The 24,679-nt window shown below is 58.2% G+C and carries 25 protein-coding genes; 10 read left to right on the top strand and 15 right to left on the bottom strand.

All coding sequences use genetic code 11. The features are described from left to right. Positions 1 to 151: 151 nt before the first annotated feature. Positions 152 to 493, top strand: a complete 342-nt coding sequence (locus KZZ06_RS10770; protein WP_219580041.1) for a DUF2853 family protein — start codon at positions 152 to 154, stop codon at positions 491 to 493. Positions 494 to 746: 253 nt separating this feature from the next. Here the strand turns inward: KZZ06_RS10770 and KZZ06_RS10765 are convergent, their stop codons facing one another. Genes KZZ06_RS10765 through tsaD form a run of 4 tightly spaced genes read right to left on the bottom strand, consistent with a single transcriptional unit; the run spans position 747 to position 3,475 of the window. Next, positions 747 to 1,166, bottom strand: a complete 420-nt coding sequence (locus KZZ06_RS10765; protein ID WP_219580040.1) for an EVE domain-containing protein — start codon at positions 1,164 to 1,166, stop codon at positions 747 to 749. Continuing rightward, the gene (locus KZZ06_RS10760; RefSeq protein ID WP_219580039.1) at positions 1,166 to 1,438 is read right to left on the bottom strand and encodes a YciI family protein; all 273 of its coding nucleotides are present in this window, start codon (positions 1,436 to 1,438) and stop codon (positions 1,166 to 1,168) included. The genes KZZ06_RS10765 and KZZ06_RS10760 overlap by 1 nt, the downstream gene beginning before the upstream one ends. Position 1,439: 1 nt before the next feature. Continuing rightward, positions 1,440 to 2,393: an NAD(P)H-dependent glycerol-3-phosphate dehydrogenase gene (locus KZZ06_RS10755; protein WP_219580038.1), complete on the bottom strand. Its 954-nt coding sequence runs from the start codon at positions 2,391 to 2,393 to the stop codon at positions 1,440 to 1,442. Then, entirely contained in the window at positions 2,390 to 3,475 is a 1,086-nt protein-coding gene (tsaD, locus tag KZZ06_RS10750; protein WP_219580037.1) for a tRNA (adenosine(37)-N6)-threonylcarbamoyltransferase complex transferase subunit TsaD, read from the bottom strand. The genes KZZ06_RS10755 and tsaD overlap by 4 nt, the downstream gene beginning before the upstream one ends. Positions 3,476 to 3,555: 80 nt before the next feature. Here tsaD and KZZ06_RS10745 point away from each other — a divergent pair, with 80 nt between their 5' ends. Further along, complete coding sequence (locus KZZ06_RS10745) at positions 3,556 to 4,260, top strand: uroporphyrinogen-III synthase (protein ID WP_219580036.1); 705 nt, start codon at positions 3,556 to 3,558, stop codon at positions 4,258 to 4,260. Here the strand turns inward: KZZ06_RS10745 and KZZ06_RS10740 are convergent. Further along, positions 4,252 to 4,833: a hypothetical protein gene (locus KZZ06_RS10740; RefSeq protein WP_219580035.1), complete on the bottom strand. Its 582-nt coding sequence runs from the start codon at positions 4,831 to 4,833 to the stop codon at positions 4,252 to 4,254. The genes KZZ06_RS10745 and KZZ06_RS10740 overlap by 9 nt on opposite strands. On the opposite strand from KZZ06_RS10740, the gene KZZ06_RS10735 reads away from it, so the two are divergent. From KZZ06_RS10735 to KZZ06_RS10710, 6 genes are all read left to right on the top strand, one after another. Next, positions 4,799 to 5,737: a mitofilin family membrane protein gene (locus KZZ06_RS10735; RefSeq protein WP_308340016.1), complete on the top strand. Its 939-nt coding sequence runs from the start codon at positions 4,799 to 4,801 to the stop codon at positions 5,735 to 5,737. The genes KZZ06_RS10740 and KZZ06_RS10735 overlap by 35 nt on opposite strands. Before the next feature lie 10 nt (positions 5,738 to 5,747). Continuing rightward, positions 5,748 to 7,256: a heme biosynthesis protein HemY gene (locus tag KZZ06_RS10730; protein WP_219580034.1), complete on the top strand. Its 1,509-nt coding sequence runs from the start codon at positions 5,748 to 5,750 to the stop codon at positions 7,254 to 7,256. A gap of 164 nt (positions 7,257 to 7,420) precedes the next feature. Beyond that, entirely contained in the window at positions 7,421 to 9,667 is a 2,247-nt protein-coding gene (locus tag KZZ06_RS10725) for a heavy metal translocating P-type ATPase (protein WP_308340015.1), read from the top strand. A gap of 70 nt (positions 9,668 to 9,737) precedes the next feature. Beyond that, positions 9,738 to 10,442: a fumarylacetoacetate hydrolase family protein gene (locus tag KZZ06_RS10720; RefSeq protein WP_219580033.1), complete on the top strand. Its 705-nt coding sequence runs from the start codon at positions 9,738 to 9,740 to the stop codon at positions 10,440 to 10,442. Then, positions 10,439 to 11,086, top strand: a complete 648-nt coding sequence (maiA, locus tag KZZ06_RS10715; protein ID WP_219580032.1) for a maleylacetoacetate isomerase — start codon at positions 10,439 to 10,441, stop codon at positions 11,084 to 11,086. Before KZZ06_RS10720 ends, maiA begins: the two co-directional genes overlap by 4 nt. A gap of 76 nt (positions 11,087 to 11,162) precedes the next feature. Continuing rightward, entirely contained in the window at positions 11,163 to 11,630 is a 468-nt protein-coding gene (locus KZZ06_RS10710) for a cytochrome c family protein (RefSeq protein WP_219580031.1), read from the top strand. A 68-nt stretch (positions 11,631 to 11,698) separates the two neighbouring features. Here the strand turns inward: KZZ06_RS10710 and KZZ06_RS10705 are convergent, their stop codons facing one another. The 8 genes from KZZ06_RS10705 to KZZ06_RS10670 all read right to left on the bottom strand — a co-directional run bounded on the left by KZZ06_RS10705 (position 11,699) and on the right by KZZ06_RS10670 (position 19,613). After that, a complete protein-coding gene (locus tag KZZ06_RS10705) occupies positions 11,699 to 13,075 on the bottom strand; it encodes a tetratricopeptide repeat protein (protein WP_219580030.1) in 1,377 nt (458 codons plus the stop codon). Beyond that, positions 13,072 to 13,878 (bottom strand): alpha/beta fold hydrolase, encoded by an 807-nt coding sequence (locus KZZ06_RS10700; protein WP_219580029.1) that lies wholly within the window; start codon positions 13,876 to 13,878, stop codon positions 13,072 to 13,074. Before KZZ06_RS10700 ends, KZZ06_RS10705 begins: the two co-directional genes overlap by 4 nt. Next, a complete protein-coding gene (locus KZZ06_RS10695) occupies positions 13,871 to 14,866 on the bottom strand; it encodes a P1 family peptidase (RefSeq protein ID WP_219580028.1) in 996 nt (331 codons plus the stop codon). Before KZZ06_RS10695 ends, KZZ06_RS10700 begins: the two co-directional genes overlap by 8 nt. A gap of 65 nt (positions 14,867 to 14,931) precedes the next feature. Then, a complete protein-coding gene (locus tag KZZ06_RS10690) occupies positions 14,932 to 15,678 on the bottom strand; it encodes an SDR family oxidoreductase (RefSeq protein ID WP_219580027.1) in 747 nt (248 codons plus the stop codon). Positions 15,679 to 15,794: 116 nt separating this feature from the next. Beyond that, positions 15,795 to 16,259: a GNAT family N-acetyltransferase gene (locus KZZ06_RS10685; protein ID WP_219580026.1), complete on the bottom strand. Its 465-nt coding sequence runs from the start codon at positions 16,257 to 16,259 to the stop codon at positions 15,795 to 15,797. Further along, entirely contained in the window at positions 16,256 to 17,857 is a 1,602-nt protein-coding gene (locus KZZ06_RS10680) for an ABC transporter ATP-binding protein (RefSeq protein ID WP_219580025.1), read from the bottom strand. The genes KZZ06_RS10685 and KZZ06_RS10680 overlap by 4 nt, the downstream gene beginning before the upstream one ends. Continuing rightward, on the bottom strand, positions 17,854 to 18,669 hold the full coding sequence (locus tag KZZ06_RS10675; protein WP_219580024.1) for an ABC transporter permease: 816 nt from the start codon (positions 18,667 to 18,669) through the stop codon (positions 17,854 to 17,856). Before KZZ06_RS10675 ends, KZZ06_RS10680 begins: the two co-directional genes overlap by 4 nt. After that, positions 18,666 to 19,613: an ABC transporter permease gene (locus KZZ06_RS10670; protein ID WP_219580023.1), complete on the bottom strand. Its 948-nt coding sequence runs from the start codon at positions 19,611 to 19,613 to the stop codon at positions 18,666 to 18,668. Before KZZ06_RS10670 ends, KZZ06_RS10675 begins: the two co-directional genes overlap by 4 nt. A 179-nt stretch (positions 19,614 to 19,792) precedes the next feature. Here KZZ06_RS10670 and KZZ06_RS10665 point away from each other — a divergent pair, with 179 nt between their 5' ends. Further along, entirely contained in the window at positions 19,793 to 20,239 is a 447-nt protein-coding gene (locus tag KZZ06_RS10665; protein WP_219580022.1) for an HdeA/HdeB family chaperone, read from the top strand. Positions 20,240 to 20,434: 195 nt separating this feature from the next. Here KZZ06_RS10665 and KZZ06_RS10660 read toward each other — a convergent pair whose 3' ends face one another. Next, positions 20,435 to 21,913, bottom strand: a complete 1,479-nt coding sequence (locus KZZ06_RS10660) for an ABC transporter substrate-binding protein (protein ID WP_219580021.1) — start codon at positions 21,911 to 21,913, stop codon at positions 20,435 to 20,437. Positions 21,914 to 22,059: 146 nt separating this feature from the next. On the opposite strand from KZZ06_RS10660, the gene KZZ06_RS10655 reads away from it, so the two are divergent. Next, complete coding sequence (locus KZZ06_RS10655) at positions 22,060 to 23,331, top strand: Hsp70 family protein (protein WP_219580020.1); 1,272 nt, start codon at positions 22,060 to 22,062, stop codon at positions 23,329 to 23,331. Between the two features lie 3 nt (positions 23,332 to 23,334). Here the strand turns inward: KZZ06_RS10655 and KZZ06_RS10650 are convergent, their stop codons facing one another. Beyond that, positions 23,335 to 24,615 (bottom strand): acetylornithine deacetylase/succinyl-diaminopimelate desuccinylase family protein, encoded by a 1,281-nt coding sequence (locus tag KZZ06_RS10650; protein ID WP_219580019.1) that lies wholly within the window; start codon positions 24,613 to 24,615, stop codon positions 23,335 to 23,337. Positions 24,616 to 24,679: the final 64 nt, after the last annotated feature.

Below are 24,679 nucleotides of genomic sequence, written 5' to 3'. Positions count from 1 at the left end.
AAAACCGGCAATCGTTAAGGAATCGTTAAGAATCGGTTGGCCCTATCCTACGTCAGCGGGACAAAAATATCTTTTGCCAACGCAAATTTCTGACTAGGGTCTAATTCAAGGCCGCAATACATCGGTCAGGAACAAAACTGGGAGCCAAGTAATGGGCAAGAGAGACGAATGGATCGCGAAATACGCGGATGATCTGACGAACAAATGTGGCATGACACCTGATATGCCTTTGTTGACCAAAGTGACGATTGGCTGCGGCCCGTCGATCTACAATGCGGATGCACAGACCGTCGCAGCGGGCCAAGAAAGCGAACTTGAGCTGGTTAAACAGAACTTTCTGATGAAAAAGCTGGGCATGGCCGATGGCCCCGAGCTGATGGAAGCGATCCATAAAGTAGTCGAAATCTACGGAAAATCCGAGCGCAACAAATACCGCGCCGTCATCTATTACATGCTGACCAAACACTTTGGCAAAGAGGCTGTGTACGGCTAAGTCGCGCGCCCGTTACCAACGTGAACCCGAGAGAGGAGCGCCCAATTGGTTAATTGGGCGTTTCTTTATTATATCCCCTTTGAAATACTAGATTCTTGCACTGAATCGTTCGGGGGAGTACCACATACAAGTCGGTCAGGATGGCCAGAACATATTTCGATACACGCGAGGTGGCCTTTCGGGGAACGCGTGGGGTGAGAAAGGGTTCTGGCACTGTGCCGGAACCCTTTTTACATTTCATAGGCTTAATAGTTTACGCTTCGGTGTCGCCCATCGCGCAAATCCGTTGCCATTGTTGATCCGTGACAGGCTGCACCGACAACCGCGGGCTTTTGACCAAGGGCATATCGTCAAACCGGCCATCAGCCTTGATCTGGTCCAGCGTGACCGGGTTTTTGAACGGGCGGACGGCTTTGATATCGACACAGGTCCACCGCGCATCATCGGTAGAGCTGTCCTGATGCGCCTCGGCGCAGACCTCGACGATGCCGACAATGGCGCGTTCCCCTTGCGAATGATAGAAAAACCCACGGTCGCCTATCGCCATATCGCGCATGAAATTACGCGCCTGATAGTTGCGCACGCCGTCCCATTCCTCGCCCTCGTCGCCTTTGGCGACCTGATCATCCCATCCCCATGTTGATGGTTCGGATTTGAACAACCAATAGGCCATCAGCCGATGACCCTGTTCCACGCGACCAGTTGTACATCCACAAACAGATCGGCCTTGGCGTAGGGGTCATTATCCGCCCAGCTTTGCGCGGCGGCCATATCAACGACGTCCAAAATCACCAGCGATCCGCACATTTGCCCGTCTGCGTCCAGCAAAGGGCCGGCCTGCGCGACGCAACCGGTTGATTTCAGGTAATCGACATGGGCCGGGCGGTTTTCCTGACGCACTGGCAATGCGCCGGGTTTGTCATGGGCAAATAGGGCAACGAGCATATTATTCTTCCTTTAGCGGACGGGTCAAAAGCGATTTCATAGCGCTGGGAACATCTAAACGGTTCTCGACCAGCCCTGCAACGGCCGCGGTGATCGGCAGATCCAACCCGCGTTCCCGGGCAAGCGCATCAACCGCGCGGGCTGTGGCGGCCCCTTCGACGGTTGTGGTGCTGTCAAAGGGCTGGTTTTCACCGAAAGCGAGGCCCAGCCGGTAGTTCCGCGATTGCGCAGAGGTACAGGTCAGCACCAGATCGCCAAAGCCGGACAGCCCGGACATGGTTTCAGGCCGGGCTTTTAGATGTTCCGCCAGCCGTTGCATTTCGGCAAAGCCCCGGGTCATCAACGCGGCGCGCGCGCTTTCCCCCAGACCGGCACCCATCGCGGCACCGCAGGCAATTGCGACCACGTTCTTTAACGCGCCGCCCAGCTCAGCGCCAATCGTATCGGTCGTCCGATAAAGCCGCAGATTGTCTGTCGTTAGCGCGGTTTGCAGCGTTTTGCCCACGTCCGCATCTGCACAGGCCAAGGTCAGCGCCGTCGGCAACCCCCGTGCGATATCGGCACCAAAGCTGGGACCAGTCAGAATGGCCGGCACCGCATCCGCCAGCGTTTCGCGGATCACGGCAATGGGACCAAGCCCGGTTTGCAGCTCGATCCCCTTGCAACAGGCGATGATGGTTTTGCCATCCAGAAAACCGGCGTTCTGGGTTAGAAACCCGCGCAGTTTTTGCATGGGCACAGCGATCAAAATAATGTCGGCCTTTGTCGCGTCTGCAATCGCTTCGGTCACGAAAAGCGCGTCAGGAAAGGGGCAGCCGGGCAGTCGTTTGGTGTTTTCGCGCGCTTGCGCCATGCTGCCGCTGTCACGCGCCCACAGTGAAACAGGCCCTTTATGTGCCAGCGAAATGGCCAGCGCTGTTCCGAATGCGCCAGCGCCAAGAACTGCGATGCTCATGCTTTGGCCCCTTTTTTACCGCTGCCCAACATGGACGGCTGATTGGTATCCAGCGGCCACCGTGGGCGGGCGGATAATGTCAGATCGTCCGGCCCGCGCAGGCTGCTTTGCTCTGCCGCGGCATATGCGATCATGGCGGCATTGTCGGTACAAAGCGCAAGCGGCGGCGCGATGAATCTGGCAGCGTTTTCGTTCGAAACAGTCTCTAACCCGTGGCGAATGGCCGTGTTCGCAGCAACACCACCAGCAACGCACAAGGCAGGATCGGCGGGGGCGTGTTCCATATAGACGGTCATGGCGCGCCGTGTCTTCTCGGCCAATACATCCACGACCGCAGCTTGAAACCCGGCGGCTAGGTCGGCCTGATCCTGAACGGTCAGCCCGCCTTTTTCGGCAATCACCTTGTCACGGGCGCGCAGCACGGCGGTCTTGAGCCCCGAGAACGACATGTCGCAATCGGGTCTGTCCAGCAGAGGGCGCGGCAAGGCAAAGCGTTTCGGATTACCGTTCAACGCCGCCTTTTCAATCTCGGGGCCACCGGGTTGAGATAGTGAAATCAGGCGCGCGACTTTGTCAAATGCTTCGCCCGGGGCGTCATCAATTGTGCCGCCCAGCCGTTCGAACCTGTCAGCGCCGTGCACCAGCAGAAATTGGCAATGCCCGCCTGACACCAATAGCATCAGATAGGGATAGGATACGTTATCGGTCAGACGCGGCGTCAGCGCATGCCCCGCCAGATGGTTAACGCCGTACAGCGGTTTGCCCGTCGCGGCCGATAGCCCCTTGGCGCACATCACGCCCGACAGGACCCCGCCGATCAAACCCGGCCCGGCCGTCACCGCGATTGCGTCGATTTCACCCAGTGTTAGAGCCGCTTTCTCCAGTGCCTGTTCAACACACAGGTCAAGCTTTTCCGCGTGGGCGCGGGCGGCGATTTCAGGGACAACCCCGCCAAAAGCCGCGTGTAAATCGGTTTGCCCAACCACGACAGACGACAAAACAATCCCATCTGCGTCGGGCGAATGGCGCACTATGGCGGCAGCGGTATCGTCGCAGCTGCTTTCTAATCCTAGAACAATCATGGCCGTTTCCGTTGCAAGGGTGACCTTCGCCAAGTAACACCTTGGGACAGACGGAACAATCCTTGGGGTACTGCTGCCGAATGTCGCTGCCTGTGCTGATCATGACCCGACCTGCGCCAGATTCTGTGCGGTTCATCGACGGGATCAAGCCCGATGTGCGGGCAAAGCTGTCGGTTCTTATCAGTCCGTTGCTGGAAATCGTGCCGACTGGGGCGGTTGTGGATATGACCCGCTATCGCGGCGTGATTTTTACGTCGGCAAACGGTGTGGATCACGCAGAGCCGGGGAATGGGCGCACGGCTTATTGCGTGGGCGAACGCACGGCCCGTGTCGCGCGGGAAAACGGCTGGAACGCCAGCGTTTCGGGCCAAAATGCAGAAGAATTGATTAAAGAGCTGACCAAGATGTCGCCCCGTGGCCCCTTGGTTCATATCAGCGGCGTGCATCAGCGGGGCGATATCGCCGCACGTTTGTCAGATATCGGCGTACAGACAGAGGCCATAGCGGTTTACGACCAACAGCTTTTGCCGCTGTCACCCGAGGCACAACAGGCGCTATCCTCGGGAATACCTTGGATTGTAACGGTTTTTTCACCCAGGACCGCGATGCACTTCGCAAGTTTTTGCGCAAATATCGAAAATCTCGTTATAATTGCGTTTAGTGACGCGGTTGCGAAACCGCTTGCACATTGTGGCGCAAGGAAATTGATAGTGGCTGATGCGCCCACCAGCGCATGCATGTATACTGCGCTTGAAACTGCACTGGATTGGGCCACGTTAACTTGAAGACCAACCCAAATGCTGTCTAAGGTTGTAAAACACTGCCTTACTTATAACGAGAATCGGAAAGGTGCGAAGCGTGGCGAAAGCGAATACTCCTAGCTCGAGCGGGGAGAAACCTGCGGAAAATCCAACGTCGCGTGCATCCACTGCCGCAGCCAAGCCAAAACCCGCCCGTAAAACGACGGCAAAAAAGGCCAACCCTGCGGTGAAGGCTGACGCTGCCAAAACACCTGCGACACCAGCAAGCACGTCGTCAACGTCTTCGGTGGCCGCTAAGGCTGCGCCGAAAACCGCAACATCTTCGACTTCACCCTCGACTGCGCAGACAGGGACCGGGGCAAAAACATCGAGCACGGCCAAAACTGCGCCGAAAGCCGATGCGCCCAAAACGGACAGCCCAAAACCAGCCACGGTCGCGGAAACGCAGGCCAAGACCGAAACAACTTCGACCGGCACAAAGGTTGAAAACACGGCGACCGAGGCGAAAACTGCCACACCCGCTACACCTGCCACCCCATCCAGCGCCCCTGTGGCCAACGCGGTGCCAGAAAAACGTGACCCGGAAAAACGGGCCAATGTGTTTTTCCCGTTGCTGCTGGGCGGTATTGTTGCCGGCGGGATCGGTTTTGCTGCGGCGGAATTGAACCTTTTGGGACTGCGCGGTGAAACAGACACGCAAGCCGCCATCGCGCAAAACCTTGCTGCGTTAGACGGGCGTATTGCCTCGCTTGAACAATCAACCCCGGCAACGGCACCAGCGCCTGACACCTCGGCGATTGACGCCGCGATTGCAGACCTTACCGCCCGTGTTGAAGAAATCGCAAACCGCCCGGCACCCATCGCGGGTGAGGCTCCGCAGATTGACACCTCGGGTTTTGAGGCGGAACTGTCGGCGCTGAAATCATCCGTTGAAACCCAACGCGAAGAGATCCAGAAAATGCTGGATAATGCCCTAAGCGTTGAGGAAGCCACAGCAAAAGCCGCGCAATCCGCTGCGGCCCAAACCGCCATCGCGCGGATCGTTGCGGCACTTAGCAGCGGCCAGCCCTTTACCGCTGAGATCGCCGAATTGCAGGCCAATGGCATCCAAGATGTACCACCTGTATTGACTGATGCTGCTGAAACCGGTGTCGCGACCATGACCAGTTTGCAAACGCGGTTCCCGGATGCGGCGCGCGCTGCATTGACTGCAGTACGCGCTGATGCACCTGCAGGTGCCGGCGGCGGGCTGGGGCGTTTCCTGCAAAACCAGCTTGGTGCGCGGTCTGTTACCCCTCGTGAAGGGGATGACGCTGATGCGATCCTGTCACGTGCGGAATATGCGATGCACCAAGGTCAGCTGGCAGAGGCATTGGCCGAGGTCGACGCCTTACCCGATGGCGCAAAAGCGCCCCTTGCGGACTGGATGGCAGATGCGCAAACACGCCAAGCTGCACAAGATGCCGTAGATACCCTGTCGCAGCGCCTGACGGCAAACTAAGGAAACTAATATGCTTTGGTCACTGATTAAGATCGTTTTGTTCGTTGTGGCGATTGCTGCGCTGACATGGGGTGCTGGCTTCTTGCTCGAAAGTTCGGGCGGGTTGCAGGTTACGGTCATGGGAACCGAATACAGCTTTGGTCCGCTACAATCTGTCATCGCCGTTATTTTGTTGGTGGTTGCGGTTTGGCTGCTGCTCAAGGTTATCGCGCTTTTGATTGCGACCTGGCATTTCCTGAATGGGGATGAAACGGCGCTGTCGCGCTATTTTGACCGCAACCGTGAAAGAAAAGGCTACGAGGCGCTATCCCAAGGGCTGATGGCATTGGCCAGCGGTGAAGGTAACGTTGCGCTGACCAAGGCAGCCAAGGCCGAAAAATATCTGGAAAAGCCCGAGCTGACCAATCTGCTGATTGCGCAGGCCGCCGAGATGGCTGGCAACCGTCGTTTGGCCGAAGCATCCTATCGCAAAATGGTGGAAAATGACGCGACTCGTTTTGTCGGCGTGCGCGGCATCATGAAGCAAAAGCTGGCAGATGGGGATACCGACACGGCGCTTAAACTGGCGCAGAAAGCCTTTGCGCTAAAGCCCAAGCACGAAGAAACCGGCGACGTTTTGTTAAAGCTTCAGGCCGAAAAAGAAGATTGGAAGGGTGCCCGCGAGACCCTGAACACCAAACTGAAAAATGGCCAGCTGCCCCGTGATGTGCACAAGCGTCGCGATGCCGTTTTGGCCCTGTCCGAAGCAAAAGACGTGTTTGCCGTCGGCAACAGCATCGAAGCGCGCGAAGCCGCGATCGAGGCGAACCGCCTGTCGCCCGATCTGATCCCCGCCGCCGTGATGGCCGCGCATGGGTTTATTGATGAAGGCAAACCAAAATACGCCGCGCGGCTGCTGAAGAAAGCATGGGGTGTTCAACCGCACCCCGATCTGGCCGCCGCCTTTGCCGCAATCGCACCAGACGAAACCCCCAGCGAGCGGCTGAAACGGTTCGCGGCGCTTACCAAAGTGCAGCCGGATCACCCCGAGACAAAGATGCTGTTGGCCGAACTGAACATCGCCAACGAGGATTTCCCACAAGCGCGGCGGTCCTTGGGCAATCTGGTCGAGACCGATCCAACAGCGCGGTCCGTCACCCTGATGGCCGCGATTGAACGGGGCGAAGGCGCGTCTGACACGGTCGTCAAAGGCTGGCTTGCCCGGGCGTTGACCGTTTCGCGCGGTCCGCAGTGGATTTGCGAGAATTGCCAACATATTCACGCGGCATGGGCCCCGACCTGCGAAAACTGCCACAGCTTTGATACCTTGGCGTGGAAAACGCCGCCCATGTCCGAAATGGCGATGCCCGGCGGGCTGCAAATGTTGCCGCTGATTGTGGGCGGCCTCGAGGATAAATCGGGCGCAGATGCCAAACCTCCGGTTGCGACCCGATCTGACATCGAAGACGCCGAATTGATCGACGATACAGATGTAACAAGCGACGACTTGAAAGACCCAGAAACCACTGTTGAAAAGTAACAGCTAAGGTTCGCACGATATAAAACCGGCGTCTGTGGTAATCACGGGTGCCGGTTTTTCTATGCGCGTGGCTGGTGGTTCTGCGACTGGTTCTGCGACGGCCCCTTCACCTTTGCTGCTGACTGTCTATATCTGCTGTGAACCCCAAAGTTAGGATGCAGGTCGTGGCGTCGGATCAAATACAAACCCTTTCGGTCAATGGTATGACATGTGGCGGCTGTGCTGCCCGCGTCGACAAGGCGCTGCGCGCGGTGCCCGGCGTGACCGAGGTCAGCGTTAATCTGGCGGATGACACCGCAACGGTCACCCATCAGCAGGGGGCCGTGACGACCGAAACCCTGACCAAAGCTTCGGGTGATGCGGGCTATCCCGCGACGGCCGCAACCAAGGCCACCACGCAAGACCATGCCATCCACAAACGCGAAGAGGCCGCCGAAGTCGGGCGGGCGTTCTATTTTGCCGCTGCTTTGGCCTTGCCGGTCGTGGTGCTGGCCATGGGTACCCATATGTCCCACGCGGTTCATATGTTGGTTGCGGGGACAATCGGGCAGCAAGGCAGCTGGATGATCCAGTTTGTGCTGACCACCCTCCTGATCCTTGGGCCGGGCCGCCGGTTTTACACGGTCGGCATCCCTGCGATGTTGCGCGGTGCGCCTGATATGAACAGCCTTGTCGCCTTGGGGACTGGGGCCGCGTTTACCTATTCAACGGTCGCGTTGTTCGTGCCCCAGCTTTTGCCCGCCGCCGCCCGCGAGGTGTATTTCGAGGCCGCAGCCGCAATCATTGCGCTGATCCTGCTGGGCCGCTGGCTTGAGGCGCGCGCAAAGGGGCGCACGGGGCTGGCGATCCAGAAACTGATGGGGCTGCAACCGAACACAGCGCGGGTCAAACGCGGGGCGGATTGGGTCGATGTTGATATCGCGGATCTTGCCGTTGGCGATGAAATCCTGATCCGTCCGGGCGAAAGGCTGCCAACCGATGCCATGATCATCAGCGGTGATTCTGGTATCGACGAAAGCATGATCACCGGCGAACCCATGCCGCTGCGCAAGACGGCGGGTGACCCCGTCACGGGCGGTACGGTGAACGGTACTGGCAGTCTGACCTGTCGGGTGACGTCGGTGGGGGATGATACGACCCTGGCGCAGATCATCCGGATGGTGCAGCAGGCCCAAGGCGCGCGACTGCCGATCCAAGGGTTGGTGGACCGCGTGACGCTTTGGTTTGTGCCGGCTGTTCTGGTCGTGGCGCTGCTGACCGTGGCGGTGTGGGCAATATTTGGGCCATCGCCTGTTCTGTCGCATGCCTTGGTCGCGGGTGTTTCCGTGCTGATCATCGCCTGCCCCTGTGCCATGGGGCTGGCGACGCCGACATCCATCATGGTCGGCACAGGCCGCGCGGCTGAATTGGGCGTGTTATTTCGCAAAGGCGATGCTTTGCAGGGGCTTGGCAGTGTCGATATCGTAGCCTTTGATAAAACCGGCACGCTGACCCAAGGACGCCCTGCGCTGACGGCATTGATCCCCGCACCGGGTCGGTCGCGCGACAGCCTGTTGGCGCAGGTTGCAGCCGTGGAAATGCAATCAGAACACCCTATTGCAAGCGCGATTACCGCCGCCGCCAAGAACATGACCCTGCCCGAGGCAACCGGTTTTCAGGCAATCAATGGTCAAGGTGTCACCGCATCGGTGAACGGGCAGGACATACACATCGGTAACGCCCGGCTGATGGACGGATTGCAGGTGGATACATCACCTTTCGTGGCTGAATTTGATGCCCGTACGGGACAGGGCGAAACGGTATTTTATGTCTCTATTACAGGGAAGATTGCCGGTTTAATCGCGATATCTGACCCGATCAAACCCGATAGCAAAGCCGCGATAGAGGCGCTGCACCGTCGCGGAATCAAGGTTGCGATGATCACCGGCGATGACCCCAAAACAGCGCAAAGCGTTGCGGCGTCGTTGGGCATAGATCACGTGGTCGCAGGGGTTTTGCCCGATGGTAAAATCGCGGCGTTAGACCGGTTGCGCGGGCAGGATGGTCACATCGCCTTTGTCGGGGACGGGATCAATGACGCGCCTGCCTTGGCCCATGCTGATGTTGGGATCGCGATTGGTACAGGCACCGATGTCGCCATCGAATCGGCTGATGTGGTGCTGATGTCGGGCAGTTTGACGGGCGTGAACAGCGCCATTGCGGTATCTCAGGAAACCCTGCGCAATATCCGTCAGAACCTGTTCTGGGCCTTTGGGTATAACGTGGCGCTGATCCCTGTTGCGGCTGGCGCGCTGTATCCGCCGTTCGGCATCTTGTTATCGCCGATCCTTGCCGCGTCGGCGATGGCGTTTTCGTCGGTTTTCGTGCTGACCAACGCATTGCGGCTGCGGCGCATTAAAGTGCAGGTTTGATCCTTAATCAGATGACGCCAGCAGAATTGGGCGCTATCCCTTGGCCTAAAAGGTTATAAAGGATCCGCCCATGACATCCGATATCTACGCATTCGCGCCCCCAAAACAGGCAAGCCTAGCCATCGAGGGATCAGACGCGCGGTTTCCGATACGGCGCATCTTTTGCGTCGGGCGCAATTACGAGGCTCACGCGATTGAAATGGGCAAAGACCCAAGCCGCGAGGCCCCGTTTTTCTTTACCAAACCGGCAGACGCGGCTGTTGATACGCCTTGCACTGTTCCTTATCCGCCGCTGACCGAAAACCTGCATTACGAGATCGAATTGATCATCGCGATTGGCAAAGGTGGCCGTGATATCGCCGAAGACGATGTGATGGATCATGTCTGGGGGGCGTCGGTCGGGATCGACCTGACCCGCCGCGATTTACAAAACGAGGCCAAGACGATGGGCCGTCCGTGGGATTGGGGCAAAGCCTTTGATCACTCTGCCCCTATCGCGCCGATTGTGCCGATTGCTGATGTGCCTTCGGTGGAAACCGGGCGCATCTGGCTGGCCGTAAATGGCGAGACGAAACAAGACGCCGATCTGGCCGATCTGATCTGGTCAGTACGCGAACATGTGTCGATCTTGTCGCGTTCGATGACATTGGCACCGGGCGATATCATCATGACGGGCACACCGGCCGGGGTTGGCGCAATCGTCGGGGGCGATGTGGTCACGGGGGGCGTTGACGGCATCGGAACGCTTGAGGTCACCATCGGCCCGCGCGCATGACCGATCTGGCGCTGCACAATTATTTTCGCAGCTCGACCTCGGTTCGGGTGCGCGCCGCGCTGAACCTCAAAGGGTTGGCATTTGATTATATCCCCCTGTCGTTGCTCAAGGGGGAACAGGCCAGCGCCGAGCATCTGGCGCTCAACCCTTCGGGGTTGGTGCCAACCTTGGTGACGCCGCAGGGCGCATTGCCGCAATCGCTTGCGATTATCGAATGGCTGGACGAGGTGCACCCCGAACCACCGCTGTTACCAGCCGATCCGTGGGGCCGTGCACGGGTGCGCAGCCTTGCGCATATTGTCGCATTAGATATCCATCCCGTGAACAACCTGCGCATCCTAAAACATCTCGAGGCCGAGTTTGGTGCCGATGCAGAGGGGAAGGCCGCGTGGTTTCGGAAATGGGCCAGCGCTGGCATGGATGCGTTGGAAACACGCCTGTCTTCTGACCCTGAAACAGGTGATTTTTGCCATAAAAACAAGGTCGGATTGGCAGATTTATGTCTGTATGCTCAGGTCTTGAACAACGCCCGGTTTAATGTGGATATGACCCCCTATCCAACGATCCGGCGCATCCATGAAAACTGTTTGGCGATCCCTGCGCTGAACGATGCATCGCCCGAATTCCAGCCCGACGCAGGCTGAAATCTGCCGAACGGCTGATGTTGACTAGTGCAATTCCACGCTATCTAAAACGCCTAGGTTTCTAGGGAGATTACTGATGAAATTGATCTATACAGCACTGGTGGCAACTGTCTTTGCCGCACCCGTTTTTGCAGACAGCCACAGCGCAGGCGATGTCGCCGCTGGCGAAAAGAACTTTGGCAAGTGCAAGGCGTGCCACGCAATTGTGGATGATGCAGGCGAAGTTATCCAAAAAGGCGGCAAAACCGGCCCGAACCTTTTCAACATCGTTGGGCGTCAGGCGGGATCGGTTGATGGCTATAAATACGGTAAATCACTGGTCGAAGCAGGCGATGCCGGCCTGATCTGGGACGAGGCCTCCTTGGCCGCCTATATGACCAACCCCACTGAATTTTTGCGTGAAACGCTGGACGATAGCAAAGCGCGGTCCAAGATGTCGTTCAAGCTGCGTAAGGGTGGCGAAGACGTCGCGGCCTATCTGGCAAGCGTGTCCCCCGCAGCGACCGAGGACATGGGTGAAGAAGAAGCACCCAAAAGCGAATAATCGACCCTAACACGTCGATAAAGCCCGCCCGTTGGAAAACTTGGGCGGGCATTTTAGTGCGCTATAGCTTACCGCGACGCCACTGTGGAACGTGTGTTTTCAGCACGCGCGCGGGCCTTGGCCGCCTGTTCGGGCAGGCCGGATTTCTCGTAAATATCCCCCAGCAGCAGATTTAACGGAACGCCGTCAGGATCATAGGTGCGGCGCATTTCAAGCACTTGTTGCGCGGCGGATGCGCGGCCATCCTGAACCAAGGCATCTAGATGGATCTGCTCAAACAGATCACGCTGCGCATGGCTGCCGCCACATTCGGCCATGCGGGGCAATGCCTGACCCAATTGCGTGATTGCGGTGGGCCAATCCCCCTTGCTGTGGGCGATGATCCCCCGTGCCGCTGGCAGGGCGACCTCGGCCCATGCAACGTGGTCATAGGGGGCGGTATCCGCCGCCCGCGCTTCGATTGCGGCCATCAAGGATTGCACTTCGGGGCGGGCCGTGCGGCCAAGCGCGTATAGGTATTGCAGCGTTAGAAAGGCGCTGACCGTGTCCTGACCGCGCATCGCGATGTGATCTGCCACATCGGCCCAACGATCGCCGACGCTGACGCCTGCAAATTCCATTCGGGCCAGCATCGACACTGCACCAACCTGATCCTGCGAATAATCCTTTTCGAGGCCCCAAATATGCGTGTCATAGGCGCGGCACACATCGTCGTGACGCCCCTGCGACAAGTAAAACAACGCCAAATGCCACCAGTTATGGCTGCGCATAAAGGAATTCAGATTTTGCCAGGTGCCTGCAACGCTTTCCAGAAACGCGGCCCCTTCAGCGACGCGCCCTTGGGTCAGCATGACGTGGGCCAAGGCATGATGCGCCCAAGGCTCATCGCCCCGCAAGAACATCGCCTGCCGCGCGGCGGTTTCGGCGTCCTCCAGCAGGTGACATTGCTCATATCCGAACGCGATCATGCCGTGCACATAGGGAATATCCGCGGCATCTGGCAGCGCCTTGAGGGCAAAGCGCAACATGCCAGCGGCATCGCCTGTGTTGAACAGATGATACTGCGCCAGCTTTAGCATGACGACATCGCGGGGATGGTCGGTTGTGATGGCATCACATCCCGCCAGCATCGCGGGGATATCGCCATCAACCCAATGGCCGATGGTGTCGATCACCTGCGCCTCGCGCGGGGTGCCCGGTCTCGCAGCGCGTGCGCGTGCCATATAGGGCGCGGCCTTTTGGGGGGCGACGGGGGCCTCAAGAAACATCCACAGCATTGCGGCATAAGCATTGGCCAGCGCGCAGTCAGGGGCCGCATCGGCGGTCGGGATGATATTGGGGGCCTTGGTTTCATAGGCGATAAAACCGTGGATGAAATCGTTGATCCCTTGAACCGTCTGCGGGTTTTGCGTGGTAATTGGCAGGCCATAAAGATCGGTGGTCATAACGCGCCCCTTATCGGATGGGTTTGTGCGATGGTTTTGACGTGATCCGCCACGGTGTTAGCGGCGTCCCAATGTATCGAATGCCCCGCGTTAGGGACGATATGAACCGGTAATCCAGACAGTGCCGATTGCGCCAAGGGCAGCGGGATTAGCATGTCATCCGCTGCCAGCAACGCCTGGGCAGGGACGGGCCATTCGGGTGGCAGATGTGCGGGCTGATAGCTATCCAACGCCTGCAACTGATGCGCCATGCCCTGAACCGTTTGCGCGTGGGCATAGGCCAGCGATGCGGATGCGGCATCATCAACAGCCCCGGGAATATCGTAAACGGCAGGGGCAAAAAGCCACGGAAAGAACGCGCGCAGCCAGGTGTCAGGGGCGGCATTGCTTTGCCGGATCGCAAGCAACGCGTTGAACAGGGCCAAGTTGCGGGTCAAACGGATGGGTGCGCTGGCGGCAAGGGTCAGGCTGGCGATTTTGGCGGGAACAGATTGCATCATCTCAAGCGCGATCATACCGCCCATTGAATGACCCAGAACATGGGCCTGCGGCATGTCCAGATGATCCAACAGCGCGGCGCAATCCTGCGCATAGATGCTGACCGAGACGGGTGCATCAACCGGCGTGGTCCGGCCTGTCGTGCGGTTGTCGGGCCGGATCAGAGTGAAAAAAGGCTCTAACAAGGGGATTACCGGTGCCCAGCTTGCGCTGTCACTGACCATTCCTGCGATCATCAACAGCGGCGGGCCGGTGCCGCTGACCTCGTAATGCAGTGTTATGTCTGGCAGGGACAGTTCAGGCATTCAGGTCTCTCCAGCAGGGCAGCAGATCATTGGGGGCTGGGGTGGCCTCGTATGCGGCGCGGGCAATTGCGCGGGCAAGGCACAGGGATGCGGCGTGCCCGATGAGAGGCAGCATGCGGTCATCTACCTCGTGATCTGCGGTGCTGAGCGCGAACACCAGATCACCATCATGGGGCGTGTGCGCGGGGACGGTTGCGCGGGCGATGCCATCATGTGCGGCAACGGCCATCCGCTTGCATTGCGCCTTGGTTAGGGTCGCATCTGTCGCCACGATCGCGATGGTGGTGTTTTCACGCGGCGACATCGCGGCTGTTTTACGGCTGTCCAGATTAAGGCCCAAACCGCTGTTCATATCAGGCCCAAACCCGCCAAATTCGCCGTTCATTTCAAAGGGTGCTGCATAGAAATGGCGATCCCCCGGGGTCGTCACGGCCCCCACGGGATTTGCGGCAACCAACGCACCCACCATCGTCCCGTCCGGGAGTTGCAGGGATGCAGAACCTAGCCCGCCTTTGACCATCGCGCTAAGCGCGCCGGTGCCTGCGCCCACTGTGCCAAGCATGAAACTGTCGCTGGCGGCATCCAGTGCGGCACGGCCAAGGGACCTGTAAGGGTTATCGGCCCAGTCTTTCTGCCCGCCGTTCAGCAGGTCGAACAGGATCGCACCGGGCACCAGGGGGATTGTCGCGGCACCCACTTGAAACCCGCGGCCCGCAGCGCGCAGCCCGTCCACCACACCTGAGCAGGCATCCAGACCGTAAGCTGATCCCCCGGACAACACCAAGGCATCAACGGCCGCGACAGATTTGTCAGGTGCCAAAAGGTCAGTCTCGCGGGTGCCGGGCGCGCCGCCCATCACATGAACAGATGCGGTAAAGGGATGGTCGCCCAGCAGAACGGTCGTGCCGGATTTCAGCGCATCATCCTGGGCGTTACCAACATAGAGACCAGCGACGTCGGTAATCAGGTTTTTGGGCCCGGTTTTCATAAGTAGTTGCCTGTTAAGAGGACGGAACGCTCCGCGGGGAGTTTATTTGGCAAAATGAAAGACCCTTAGATACAACGGCCGCCGTCGACTTCCATTGCGACGCCGGTGATCATGCTTGCCTCGTCCGAGCAGAGGAAGAGCGCCGCGTTGCCCATGTCTTCGGGTTGGCTGAAGCGGCCCAGCGGGATGGTGGACAAGAACTTGGCGCGCATTTCGGGGGTGTCTTCGCCCATAAAGGTTTTCAGGAGGGGTGTTTCGCCCGCAACCGGGTTGATCGCGTTGACGCGGATACCTTGGGGGGCAAGTTCAACGGCCATGGTTTTTGTGGCGGTGATCATCCACCCTTTCGAGGCATTATACCAATTCAGATTGGGCCGCGGGGACACGCCTGCGGTGGACGCCACATTCAGGATCGCGCCGGATTGACGCTGTTTCATATGGGGCACAATGCTGCGGGCGGTGAGGTAAACCGATTTCATATTCACCAAAGTGACCCGGTCAAAGTCTTCCTCGGTGATGGTTTCAAGCGGGGCAGGCATGTGTGATACGCCGGCGTTGTTGATCAGGATGTCGATATGGCCCCAAGCATCAAGCGCTGCATCGGTCATGGCCTGAACGGATGGGCCGTTGCCGACGTCAACCTGTTGGGCGATGGCATGATCGCCCATTTCGGTCGCGAACTGCTGGGCGGCGTCGCCGTTGATATCGGCCACCATGACGCGCGCGCCTTCTTGGAGAAAACGGCGTACGATGCCCGCGCCAAAGCCGGAGGCACCTCCGGTCACGATTGCGGTTTTTCCTGTCAGTCGCATGTTGGGGGCTCCTTTATTTGGTGGATGTCAGGTGCATGCTACGCAGGTTATTGGCCCCCGCCAAGTGGCGTAAACAAGAAGTTAACACTGAATCCGACGTTCGGTTGTGGTCTAAGCTATTGGCGTTCAATCCGAAAATTGAAGCTGCCACATTGATGGGGCGTTTTGGGCGGGCCTGCTGTAATCTCGCAGGCGTTTTCGCAATCCGTCAGGCATTGTTCCCAGAAGGCCATACTGCCGGGTGAGTTTTGGACGACGCCCAGCGTCCAATCCCCGCCAAGCGCGTTAAAAACCAGATAGGCCGCCTGCGTGCCGATCCCTTGACGCCGATGATCGGGTTGGATCGTAAATTCAGCCAGTTCATGGGTGCCATCGGCGTGGTTCCAGACCAGCGCAAACCCGATGGGCGCACCGTCAAGATTGATCACATAGGGATGTCGGCCCTCTTCTGCCCAGTACCGGTTCAACGCCGCGGGGTAATAGTTGGGGCCATCGGGAAAAATTTCGGCGAAATATGCCTTGGCCATGCCATCCAGCACGGCGCGATCTTGTTCAGGCACGGGTGCAATGGACAGCGTCATGGGTCAACATTCCCTAATTCAGGCAGGACAGGTGCCGCCGCAAGGAGAGCCTGCGTGTAGGGGTGTTGCGGGGCTTCGAATACGGTTTTTGTGTCGCCTTGTTCAACGATCTGGCCGGATTTCATGACCAGCACGCGGTCTGTGATGGTGCGCACCACGGATAAATCATGCGAGATGAACAGGTAGGTTAGATCGTAGGCCTTGCAAAGATCGGCCAGCAGATCGAGGATTTGCGCGCGGACCGACACATCAAGCGCGCTCACGGCCTCGTCAAACAGGATCAGGTCGGGGCGGATGATCAGGGCGCGTGCGATGGCGATGCGTTGCCGTTGGCCGCCCGAAAATTCGTGAATGTATTTATGCGCGTCATCCGGGGTCAGACCGACGGCTGTCAGGGCCTCGGCGATGGCAGTGTCGCGGGCGGCACCTTTGGGCGGGTCGGCCAGCAGGTGAAACGGTTCGGTAATCAGACGGTCGACGCGGTGGCGCGGGTTGAAGCTGCCAAAGGGGTCTTGGAACACCACCTGCATCTTGCGACGTACGGCGAGGTTTGGCTTGTTTGCGGTGAAAACCGGTTCGCCGTCCAAGGTGATTGTGCCGTCTTGCACCTGTTCTAACCCCAATATCGCCCGTGTTAGGGTCGATTTTCCGCAGCCGGATTCACCGACAAGGCCCAAACGTTCGCCGCGCTTGAGCGTAAAGGATACGTTATCGACGGCCCGGAATGTGCCGGGGCTGCCAAATACGGTGGTGCGTGGTAGGCGGTAATCCCGGCTGACATTTTGCACCTCAAGCAGCGGCGAGGGTGCGGGCGCGGCGGGCAGTGCGACCTTGTGATTGGATGCAGCGAACAGCATTTTCGTATAGGGGTGGTGCATCTCGCGCAGAAGCGCTTGGGTCTCGCCCTGTTCGACGATCTCGCCCTTGCGCATGACGATAATCCGATCGGCCATGTCGGCAACAACGGCCAGATCATGGGTGATCATCAGCAGGCCCATATTGTCAGCTTTGGCCAGTGATTTGAGCAGGTCGAGAATTTGCGCCTGCGTGGTGACATCAAGCGCTGTTGTGGGTTCATCCGCGATCAGCAATCGGGGGCGCAGGGCGATGGCCATCGCGATGACAACGCGCTGACGTTGGCCGCCAGACAGTTCGTGGGGATAGCGGGTGAGCGGGAATTTGGCTTGGGGCAGGCCAACACGTTCCAAGGTTTCGGCGGCGCGGGCCAGCGCGTCCCTGCGGGATACAGACCGGTCATGCACACGGATCGTTTCGGCGACCTGATCGCCAATGGTTTGCACGGGGTTTAGCGCAGTCATCGGTTCTTGGAACACCATGCCGATGTCGTTGCCGCGGATGCCGCACAGTTCCTGTTCGGACAGTTTCAGCAGATCCTGATCGCCCAGCATGATGTGACCGGTGGCTTGCGCGCCTTTGGGAAGCAGTTGCATCGCGGCTAGGGCGGTCATGGATTTACCGGACCCGCTTTCGCCAGTCACAGCAACAATTTCGCCGGGGTTCACGCAAATCGTTACATCATGCAAGATCGGGTACATATGGATCGCGATCGACAGATTGGTGATGTTCAGCAATGTCATACGCGTGTCACCCGCAGCCGCGGATCAAGGTAATCGCGCAGCCCGTCGCCCATCAGGTTCAGCCCCAGAACGGTTAGGATGATCGCGAAACCCGGGATCAGTGCCATATGGGGTGCGATTGACACCAGCGTTTGCGCGTCGGCCAGCATCCGGCCCCAAGACGGCGTTGGTGGTTGGGCACCCAAACCAACGTAGGACAGGCCAGCCTCGGCCAGAATACCCAGACTGAATTGGATGGTGCTTTGGACGATCAACAGATTGGTGACGTTTGGTAGAATATGTTCGACCGATATCCGTGCGGCGGATTTTCCGGCAACGCGGGCGGCTAAGATAAATTCGCGTTCCCACAGGCTTAGCGCGGCACCGCGGGTGATGCGGGCAAACACGGGGATGTTGAAAATGCCGATGGCGATGATGGCATTGATGGCGCTGGCCCCGAATATCGCTGTGATCAAAATGGCAATGACGAGTGAGGGGAAGGCAAAGATCAGATCGTTGCCGCGCATGATGATTTCGTCCACCAGCGACCCCCGCCGCGCGGCAGCCCATAGGCCCAGCGGGATACCCAACCCCATGCCGATGCCAACCGCCACCAGCGCCACGGCGATGGACGTGCGCGCGCCGACCATAATCATGCTTAGAATATCGCGGCCAAAATGGTCGGTGCCCAGAATATGTTCACCACCGATCCCTTGAAGTTTATTGGGGATGTCCATCGCGGTGTGATCAAAGGGCGTCCAGATGAACGACACCAATGCGGCCAGAATGAACACGCCCGTAAGGGCCGCGCCAAGGATCAGATTGCGGTTCATGTGCGTGACCTTAGGCGCGGATCGACGGCGGCATAGGCCAGATCGACCAGAAAATTAACCACGATCACGGAAAACACCAACAGCATCACGACGGATTCGACGACAATCAGATCGCGTGCCGAGATTGATTGGAACACCAGCCGCCCCAGACCCGGCAGGTAAAATACCTGTTCAATGATGATCGCCCCGGCCAGCAGGAACGAGAACTGCAAACCGATGATCGTCAGCACCGGGATCAACGCATTGCGTAGCCCGTGCCGCCACAGCGCCTGACGTTCGGTCAGACCTTTGGCGCGGGCGGTACGCATGTAATCTTCGCCCAACACATCCAGCAGCGCCGACCGCATGACCCGTGCCAAAATGGCGGCTTGCGGCAGGGCCAAGGCGATTGCGGGCAAGGTCAGGGCGTGTAGCCCGGCCCATAACCCTTTGTCCCATCCGACAAATCCGCCAGCTGAAAACCAGCGCAGGTTGATGGCAAAGATCAGCACCAGCATCATCGCAAACCAGAAATTAGGGACGGCAACGCCCAGCTGCGTGGCCCCCATAACCCCCAGATCGCCAGCACTGCCCCGGCGGGATGCGGCGTAAATCCCTGCCGGAAACGCGATCAGTGTGGACAACACCAACGCATAAAGCGCCAGCGGCAACGATACCCACAAACGCGCGGCGATCATATCAGCGATGGGGGTGCGGTAAGTGTAGGAGGTGCCGAAATCACCCGTCAGCAACCCGCCAACCCAAGACAAATACCGTTCAACCTTGGAGGCATCCAAACCCAGTTCGGTGCGCAGAGCGGCCAAGGTTTCAGGCTGTGCGTTGATGCCCAACATAAACGACGCAGGATCACCGGGCGCAATTTCAATGACAGCAAAAATGACAAGTGAGGCCACAGCAAGGCTGATGCAAAGAGAGATCAATCTTTTGATTGTGTAGCGCAACATTCGGGTAGGTTAGGCGCGGATTTTCGATGCGTCCAGATAAGAAAGGCCTGAACGCCGCTGAATTGTCGTCTTTTAACCGACTGAAATAAAATGAGATATCAGAATAGGCAATAAAATCCGGAACCATTGGACAAACGGTCGAGTTGAGACGGCAGCAACGAGTGATAAGGAGCTTAACGATGAATACTACTTTTAAAACAATCGCAATTGCCGCCCTGATGGGTACCATGTCCGCACCAGCATTTGCCGCTGCGCACGCCGATCCAAACATGAGCTGCGCTGACTTTAACCAGTTGTCCGCAGATGATCAGGCGACCATCGCCGCGCTGGCAATCGCCGAGATCGATGATGGCTACAACGGTGAGTCCATGGAAGATACTTCCAAGGCGACCGAGCTGTCCACAGACGTAACAGCAAGCCAAGCCACTGATGGCACATCCGAAGAAGGGTCGCTGATTGATGGCGATGCCAAGGCCGTTGCAGCGACCGGTGGTAACACCGCAGAATCGAATGCAACAGCTGAAGCCAAAGTTGTGACAGCGACAGAACAGCTGTACCGCACTTGCCAGATCAATCTGGACGCGACAGTGGGCGAAGCCGCAGCTGGCCTTCCCGGCACCAAGTAAGTGTAACTGAGTAACGAGTATCAACGGGCGCATTTATTGCGCCCGTTTTGCTGTGGAAAGCGGCATGTTTCAGGTGGGCTGGTATTAAGCGCGGATCATGTTGGCACCCGCTAGGGGGTCTATGTGTGCCCTGAAACGAAAAACGCCCCCGCAAAGCGGAGGCGTTCAATTCATTTTGCAAAGCCCAGCGGCGTCTTATTCAGCCCAGGATACCCCGGTCAAATCTGTCGCTTGCGTGGGTGCGTTTGTCCAAAGACCTTGAACGCCGGCTTTGGCAACACCTAGTGCTGCAAGCTGGAACAGATACCCGTTCACATAATCCTGCGAGATGATATGCTGCGCTTCGCCCAGCATTTGTGTGCGCATATCTTCGTCAGTCGTTGCGTTCAGTTTGGTCATCAACGCTTGGAAATCCGGGTTGTTATATTGGAAGTAATAATCCGGATTGGCGTAAACACCGATGTCCATTGGTTCGGTGTGGCTGACGATGGTCAGACCAAAGTTCTTGCCCTTGAACACGGTCTCAAGCCATTGAGCCCATTCAACATTGTTGATCTTGGCCTTGATCCCCACATCGGCCAGCTGTGCGGCGATAATTTCACCACCACGGCGCGCATAGGATGGCGGCGGCAGGTCAAGCGTTGTCTCGAACCCGTCGGGAAAACCGGCCTCGGCCAGCAGGGCCTTGGATTTTTCAGGATCAAACGCACTGATCGCGGTTTCATCGACATAGGCCGGGTTGTGCGGCGCGAAATGGGTGCCGATGGGGGTGCCATAGCCGAACATCGCGCCGTCAATGATTGCCTGGCGGTTGATCGCATGGGCAACAGCTTCGCGTACCTGGACGTTGTCGAACGGCGCTTGCTTGTTGTTCATCGCCAGAATGGTTTCGCCTTCGGTCGATCCGACCAGCACCTGAAAGCGGGGGTCAGCGTCGAACTGGGGCAGGTTTTCCGGGGCAGGGAAACCAACGAACACATCCACATCTTCGGCCATCACCGACGCAAAAGCGGCGGTCGGGTCCGAGATGAATTTGAACGTCGCCATGTCCAGCGCGGCAGGCGCACCCCAGTAGTTGGGGTTCTTTTCGATCATAATGTTGTCGCCTTGGGTCCAGCTGGTGAACTTGAAAGCGCCAGTGCCGATGGGCAGCTGTTTGATGTTGCTAATGCTTTCGGGGGCCACGATCACTGCATCCCCCCAAGCAAGGTTGAACAGCATGTTGCCGTTCGGCGCGCTTAGCTTGATTTCAACCGTTGTGGGATCAATCACGTTGACCTCGGAGATCGCGCTGAACAGGGCCTTTTGAGCGTTGGCGCTGTCTTGGGCGTTGATCCGGTCAAGGCTGAACTTTACATCATTGGCGTCCATTGTGGTGCCATCATGAAAGGTCACGTTGTCTTGCAGGTGGAATAGATAGGTCAGCCCGTCTTCGGAGATTTCCCAAGATTTAGCGAGACCGGGAACAACCGAACCGTCACCCATAAAACGTGTCAGCCCTTCAAAGACGTTTGAATAGAGAACTGAATCGATTGCGCCAGCGGCGGCGCTGGTGGGGTCAAGATGTGGCGGTTCTAGCTGCATCGCGACGGTAATGTCGCTTTTTGCAGCGGCACCGCCGGCCATCAGCGCGGCAGCACATGTGCCAAGAATAAGTGAGCGAAGATGGAACATCGGTGTCTCCTGTTAACTGTCTGGATCGGAGCCTACTCAGTTCGATACTGTTTGGCCAGCGCTGGCTTGCGCCTTACAGATTTGTATTGTGCCGCCTGTTCTGTCGGTTTATGCGCCAGCTTCGCTTTATCTGGCAGGGGTGCATTATGGCCGCGGTATCTTCCACTTTGGGCATTGATTTCGGCACGTCGAATTCGGCGGTGGGCTATGCCATCGATGGTGTGCCACATCTTATTGATGTCGAAGCAGGCGAGAATACCCTGCCCACAGCGCTGTTTTTCGACGTTGAAGAAAAACGGATCATCTACGGGCGCGGTGCCCAAGAGGCGCTGATCGGCGGGGATGAGGGGCGGTATATGCGCGCGCTCAAAAGCTTGCTTGGGACATCGTTGATGCGCGAAAGCCGGATGTTGCTGGGCAAGCGGATGGATTTCATCGCCATCGTTGCCAGTTTCCTAACCGAGCTGAAAAACCGTGCCGAGGCCGCAACCGGGCAGACCTTTGATCGTGCGTTGTCGGGCCGTCCGGTCATGTTTCACAGCGCCGATGCTGCGCGCAACGAACAGGCGCTGGTTGATCTGACCGAATGCTATCACTTGGCCGGGTTCAAAGACGTGCGTTTCATGCCCGAACCCGAAGCCGCAGCCCTGGCCAACCGCGCAGTGCTAGCGCCGGGCGATCTGGGGCTGATCGTGGATATCGGCGGCGGTACGTCGGATTTTACGCTTTTCCGCCAGCAGGGTGACGCGGGCATTGATATTCTGGCCAGTAAGGGCCTGCGCATGGGCGGTACCGATTTCGACCGAGAGCTAAGCCTGCATCACGTCATGCCACATCTGGGGATGGGCAGTCAGATCAAACATGTGTTCGGCAATGAGACCCATGCAGCACCCCATGCTGTTTTCACCGATCTGGCGACATGGCAAAAAATCCCGTTCCTTTATACCCGCGAACAACGCCGCGCGGTGGATGATCTGGCGAAATATGCGGTTGAACCTGATTTGTTGAACCGTCTGGTCAAGGTGCTTGAGGACGAGCTGGGCCACGACATTGCCTTTGCCGTCGAGGCGGGCAAAATCGCGGCGAATGATACGGCTGCGACGGCCCCGCCCGAGATCAAGCTGGATATCCTTGAACGTGGTTTGCGTGTGCCACTGCCCCCCGCGATGATGGCGGCGACACTGCATGAAATGGCAAACAGCATCGCGCAGGTTGCGACCGACCTTGTGGCGCAGGCCGATCTAACGCCGACGGATGTGAACAAACTGATTTTCGTTGGCGGATCAAGCCTGATGGGCGTGATCGACATGGCGATGCGCCGCGCCTTTCCGCAGGCGGAACTGCATCGGGGTGCTGCGATGACCGCCATTGTAGACGGGCTGGCCATCGCAGCATCAGATGCGTTTTCTACGGGTTAGCGCCTAATCTTTCGGCAAAAGCAGCGTTTCCAAAGCCGCACCCATCACGCAGGCGCTGTCGATCATGTCATCGATGCCGATATATTCATCCGGCTTATGCGCCAGCTCCAGCAGGCCGGGGCCATAGGCAATACAGTTCTTGAGCTTGCCGATCCGGTCGATGTGTTTCTGGTCATACGACCCGGGCGAGGCGACATATTCAGGGGCTTTGCCCATGATATCCTGGATTGCGTTGGCCACCGTTTGAACGACAGGCGCGTCCCGGTCGGTCATCGAGGGCAGAACCGAGTTTAGTTCGGTCAGTTCATAATCGAAATCGACCCGCGTTTCACGCAACCCTTCCAGCAATGCGCGCACTTCGCCGCGCACCTGATCAAGGGGCTCTTCGAGCAGGAAACGTCTGTCGATGGTGATCCGGCAACTGTCAGGCACGCAATGGGCGGGCAGACCGTCGAAATCAGCGTCGTTTTCCTTTTGCCCGCCGTGGATCGAATTGATGTTCATGGTCGAACTGCGCGCCCCTTCGGGCACGACGGGCATATCTGTGTGCCGCGCGGCCATGGCGGGGAACAGCTTGTTTTCGAATTCGGACAGGACGGCCCCCATGTGCCGCACCGCGCAATCGCCCAGAAACGGCATCGACCCGTGGGCAATCTCGCCTTTGGTTTCAATCTCGGCCCACCAACCGCCACGGTGGCCCAGGCAAATGCGGTCTTTCTGGAGGGGTTCGGGAATGATCACATGCTGGACACGTTCAGGGTTAAAAAAACCCTGTTCCGCCAGATACGCCACACCGCCATAGCCGCCGGATTCCTCATCTGCGGTGCCGGAAATTTCAATCGCGCCGGAAAATTCGGGATGCGTTTCGATAAACGCCTCGGCGGCGATGATGGATGCGGCCAGCCCGCCCTTCATGTCGCAGGTGCCACGCCCGTAAATCTTGCCATCCGAGATTTCGGCCCCGAACGGATCAAAGGTCCAGCCGGCACCGACCTCGACCACGTCGGTGTGGCTGTTGAAATGCACGGTTTCGCCTGCGCGGGTGCCTTCACGCCGCGCGATGATGTTCCAACGCGGGTATTTCGCGCTGTCGCCGGGCGTGCCATGGGCGCGGATCAGCTGTGTCTCGAACCCGTGCTTTTTGAGGCGCAGGTCAAGGTATTCGCATATCAATCGGTAGTCGCGGCCCGGCGGGTTGAGCGTCGGAATGCGAATTAAATCTTGGGTGAGTGCGATGAGGTCATCGCGCTTGGCAGTAATTGCTGCGGAAAGTGTGCTTGTCATGGGCGCATGTTTGAACGGACGCGCCGATATGGCAAGCGGTGTCGTGGGATGCACCGCCGGATTT

Source organism: Sulfitobacter sp. CW3 (genome assembly GCF_019392245.1).
Lineage (GTDB): Bacteria > Pseudomonadota > Alphaproteobacteria > Rhodobacterales > Rhodobacteraceae > Sulfitobacter.
Note: the sequence above shows the minus strand (reverse complement) of the source record. Positions and strands in the feature narration are given on the sequence as shown.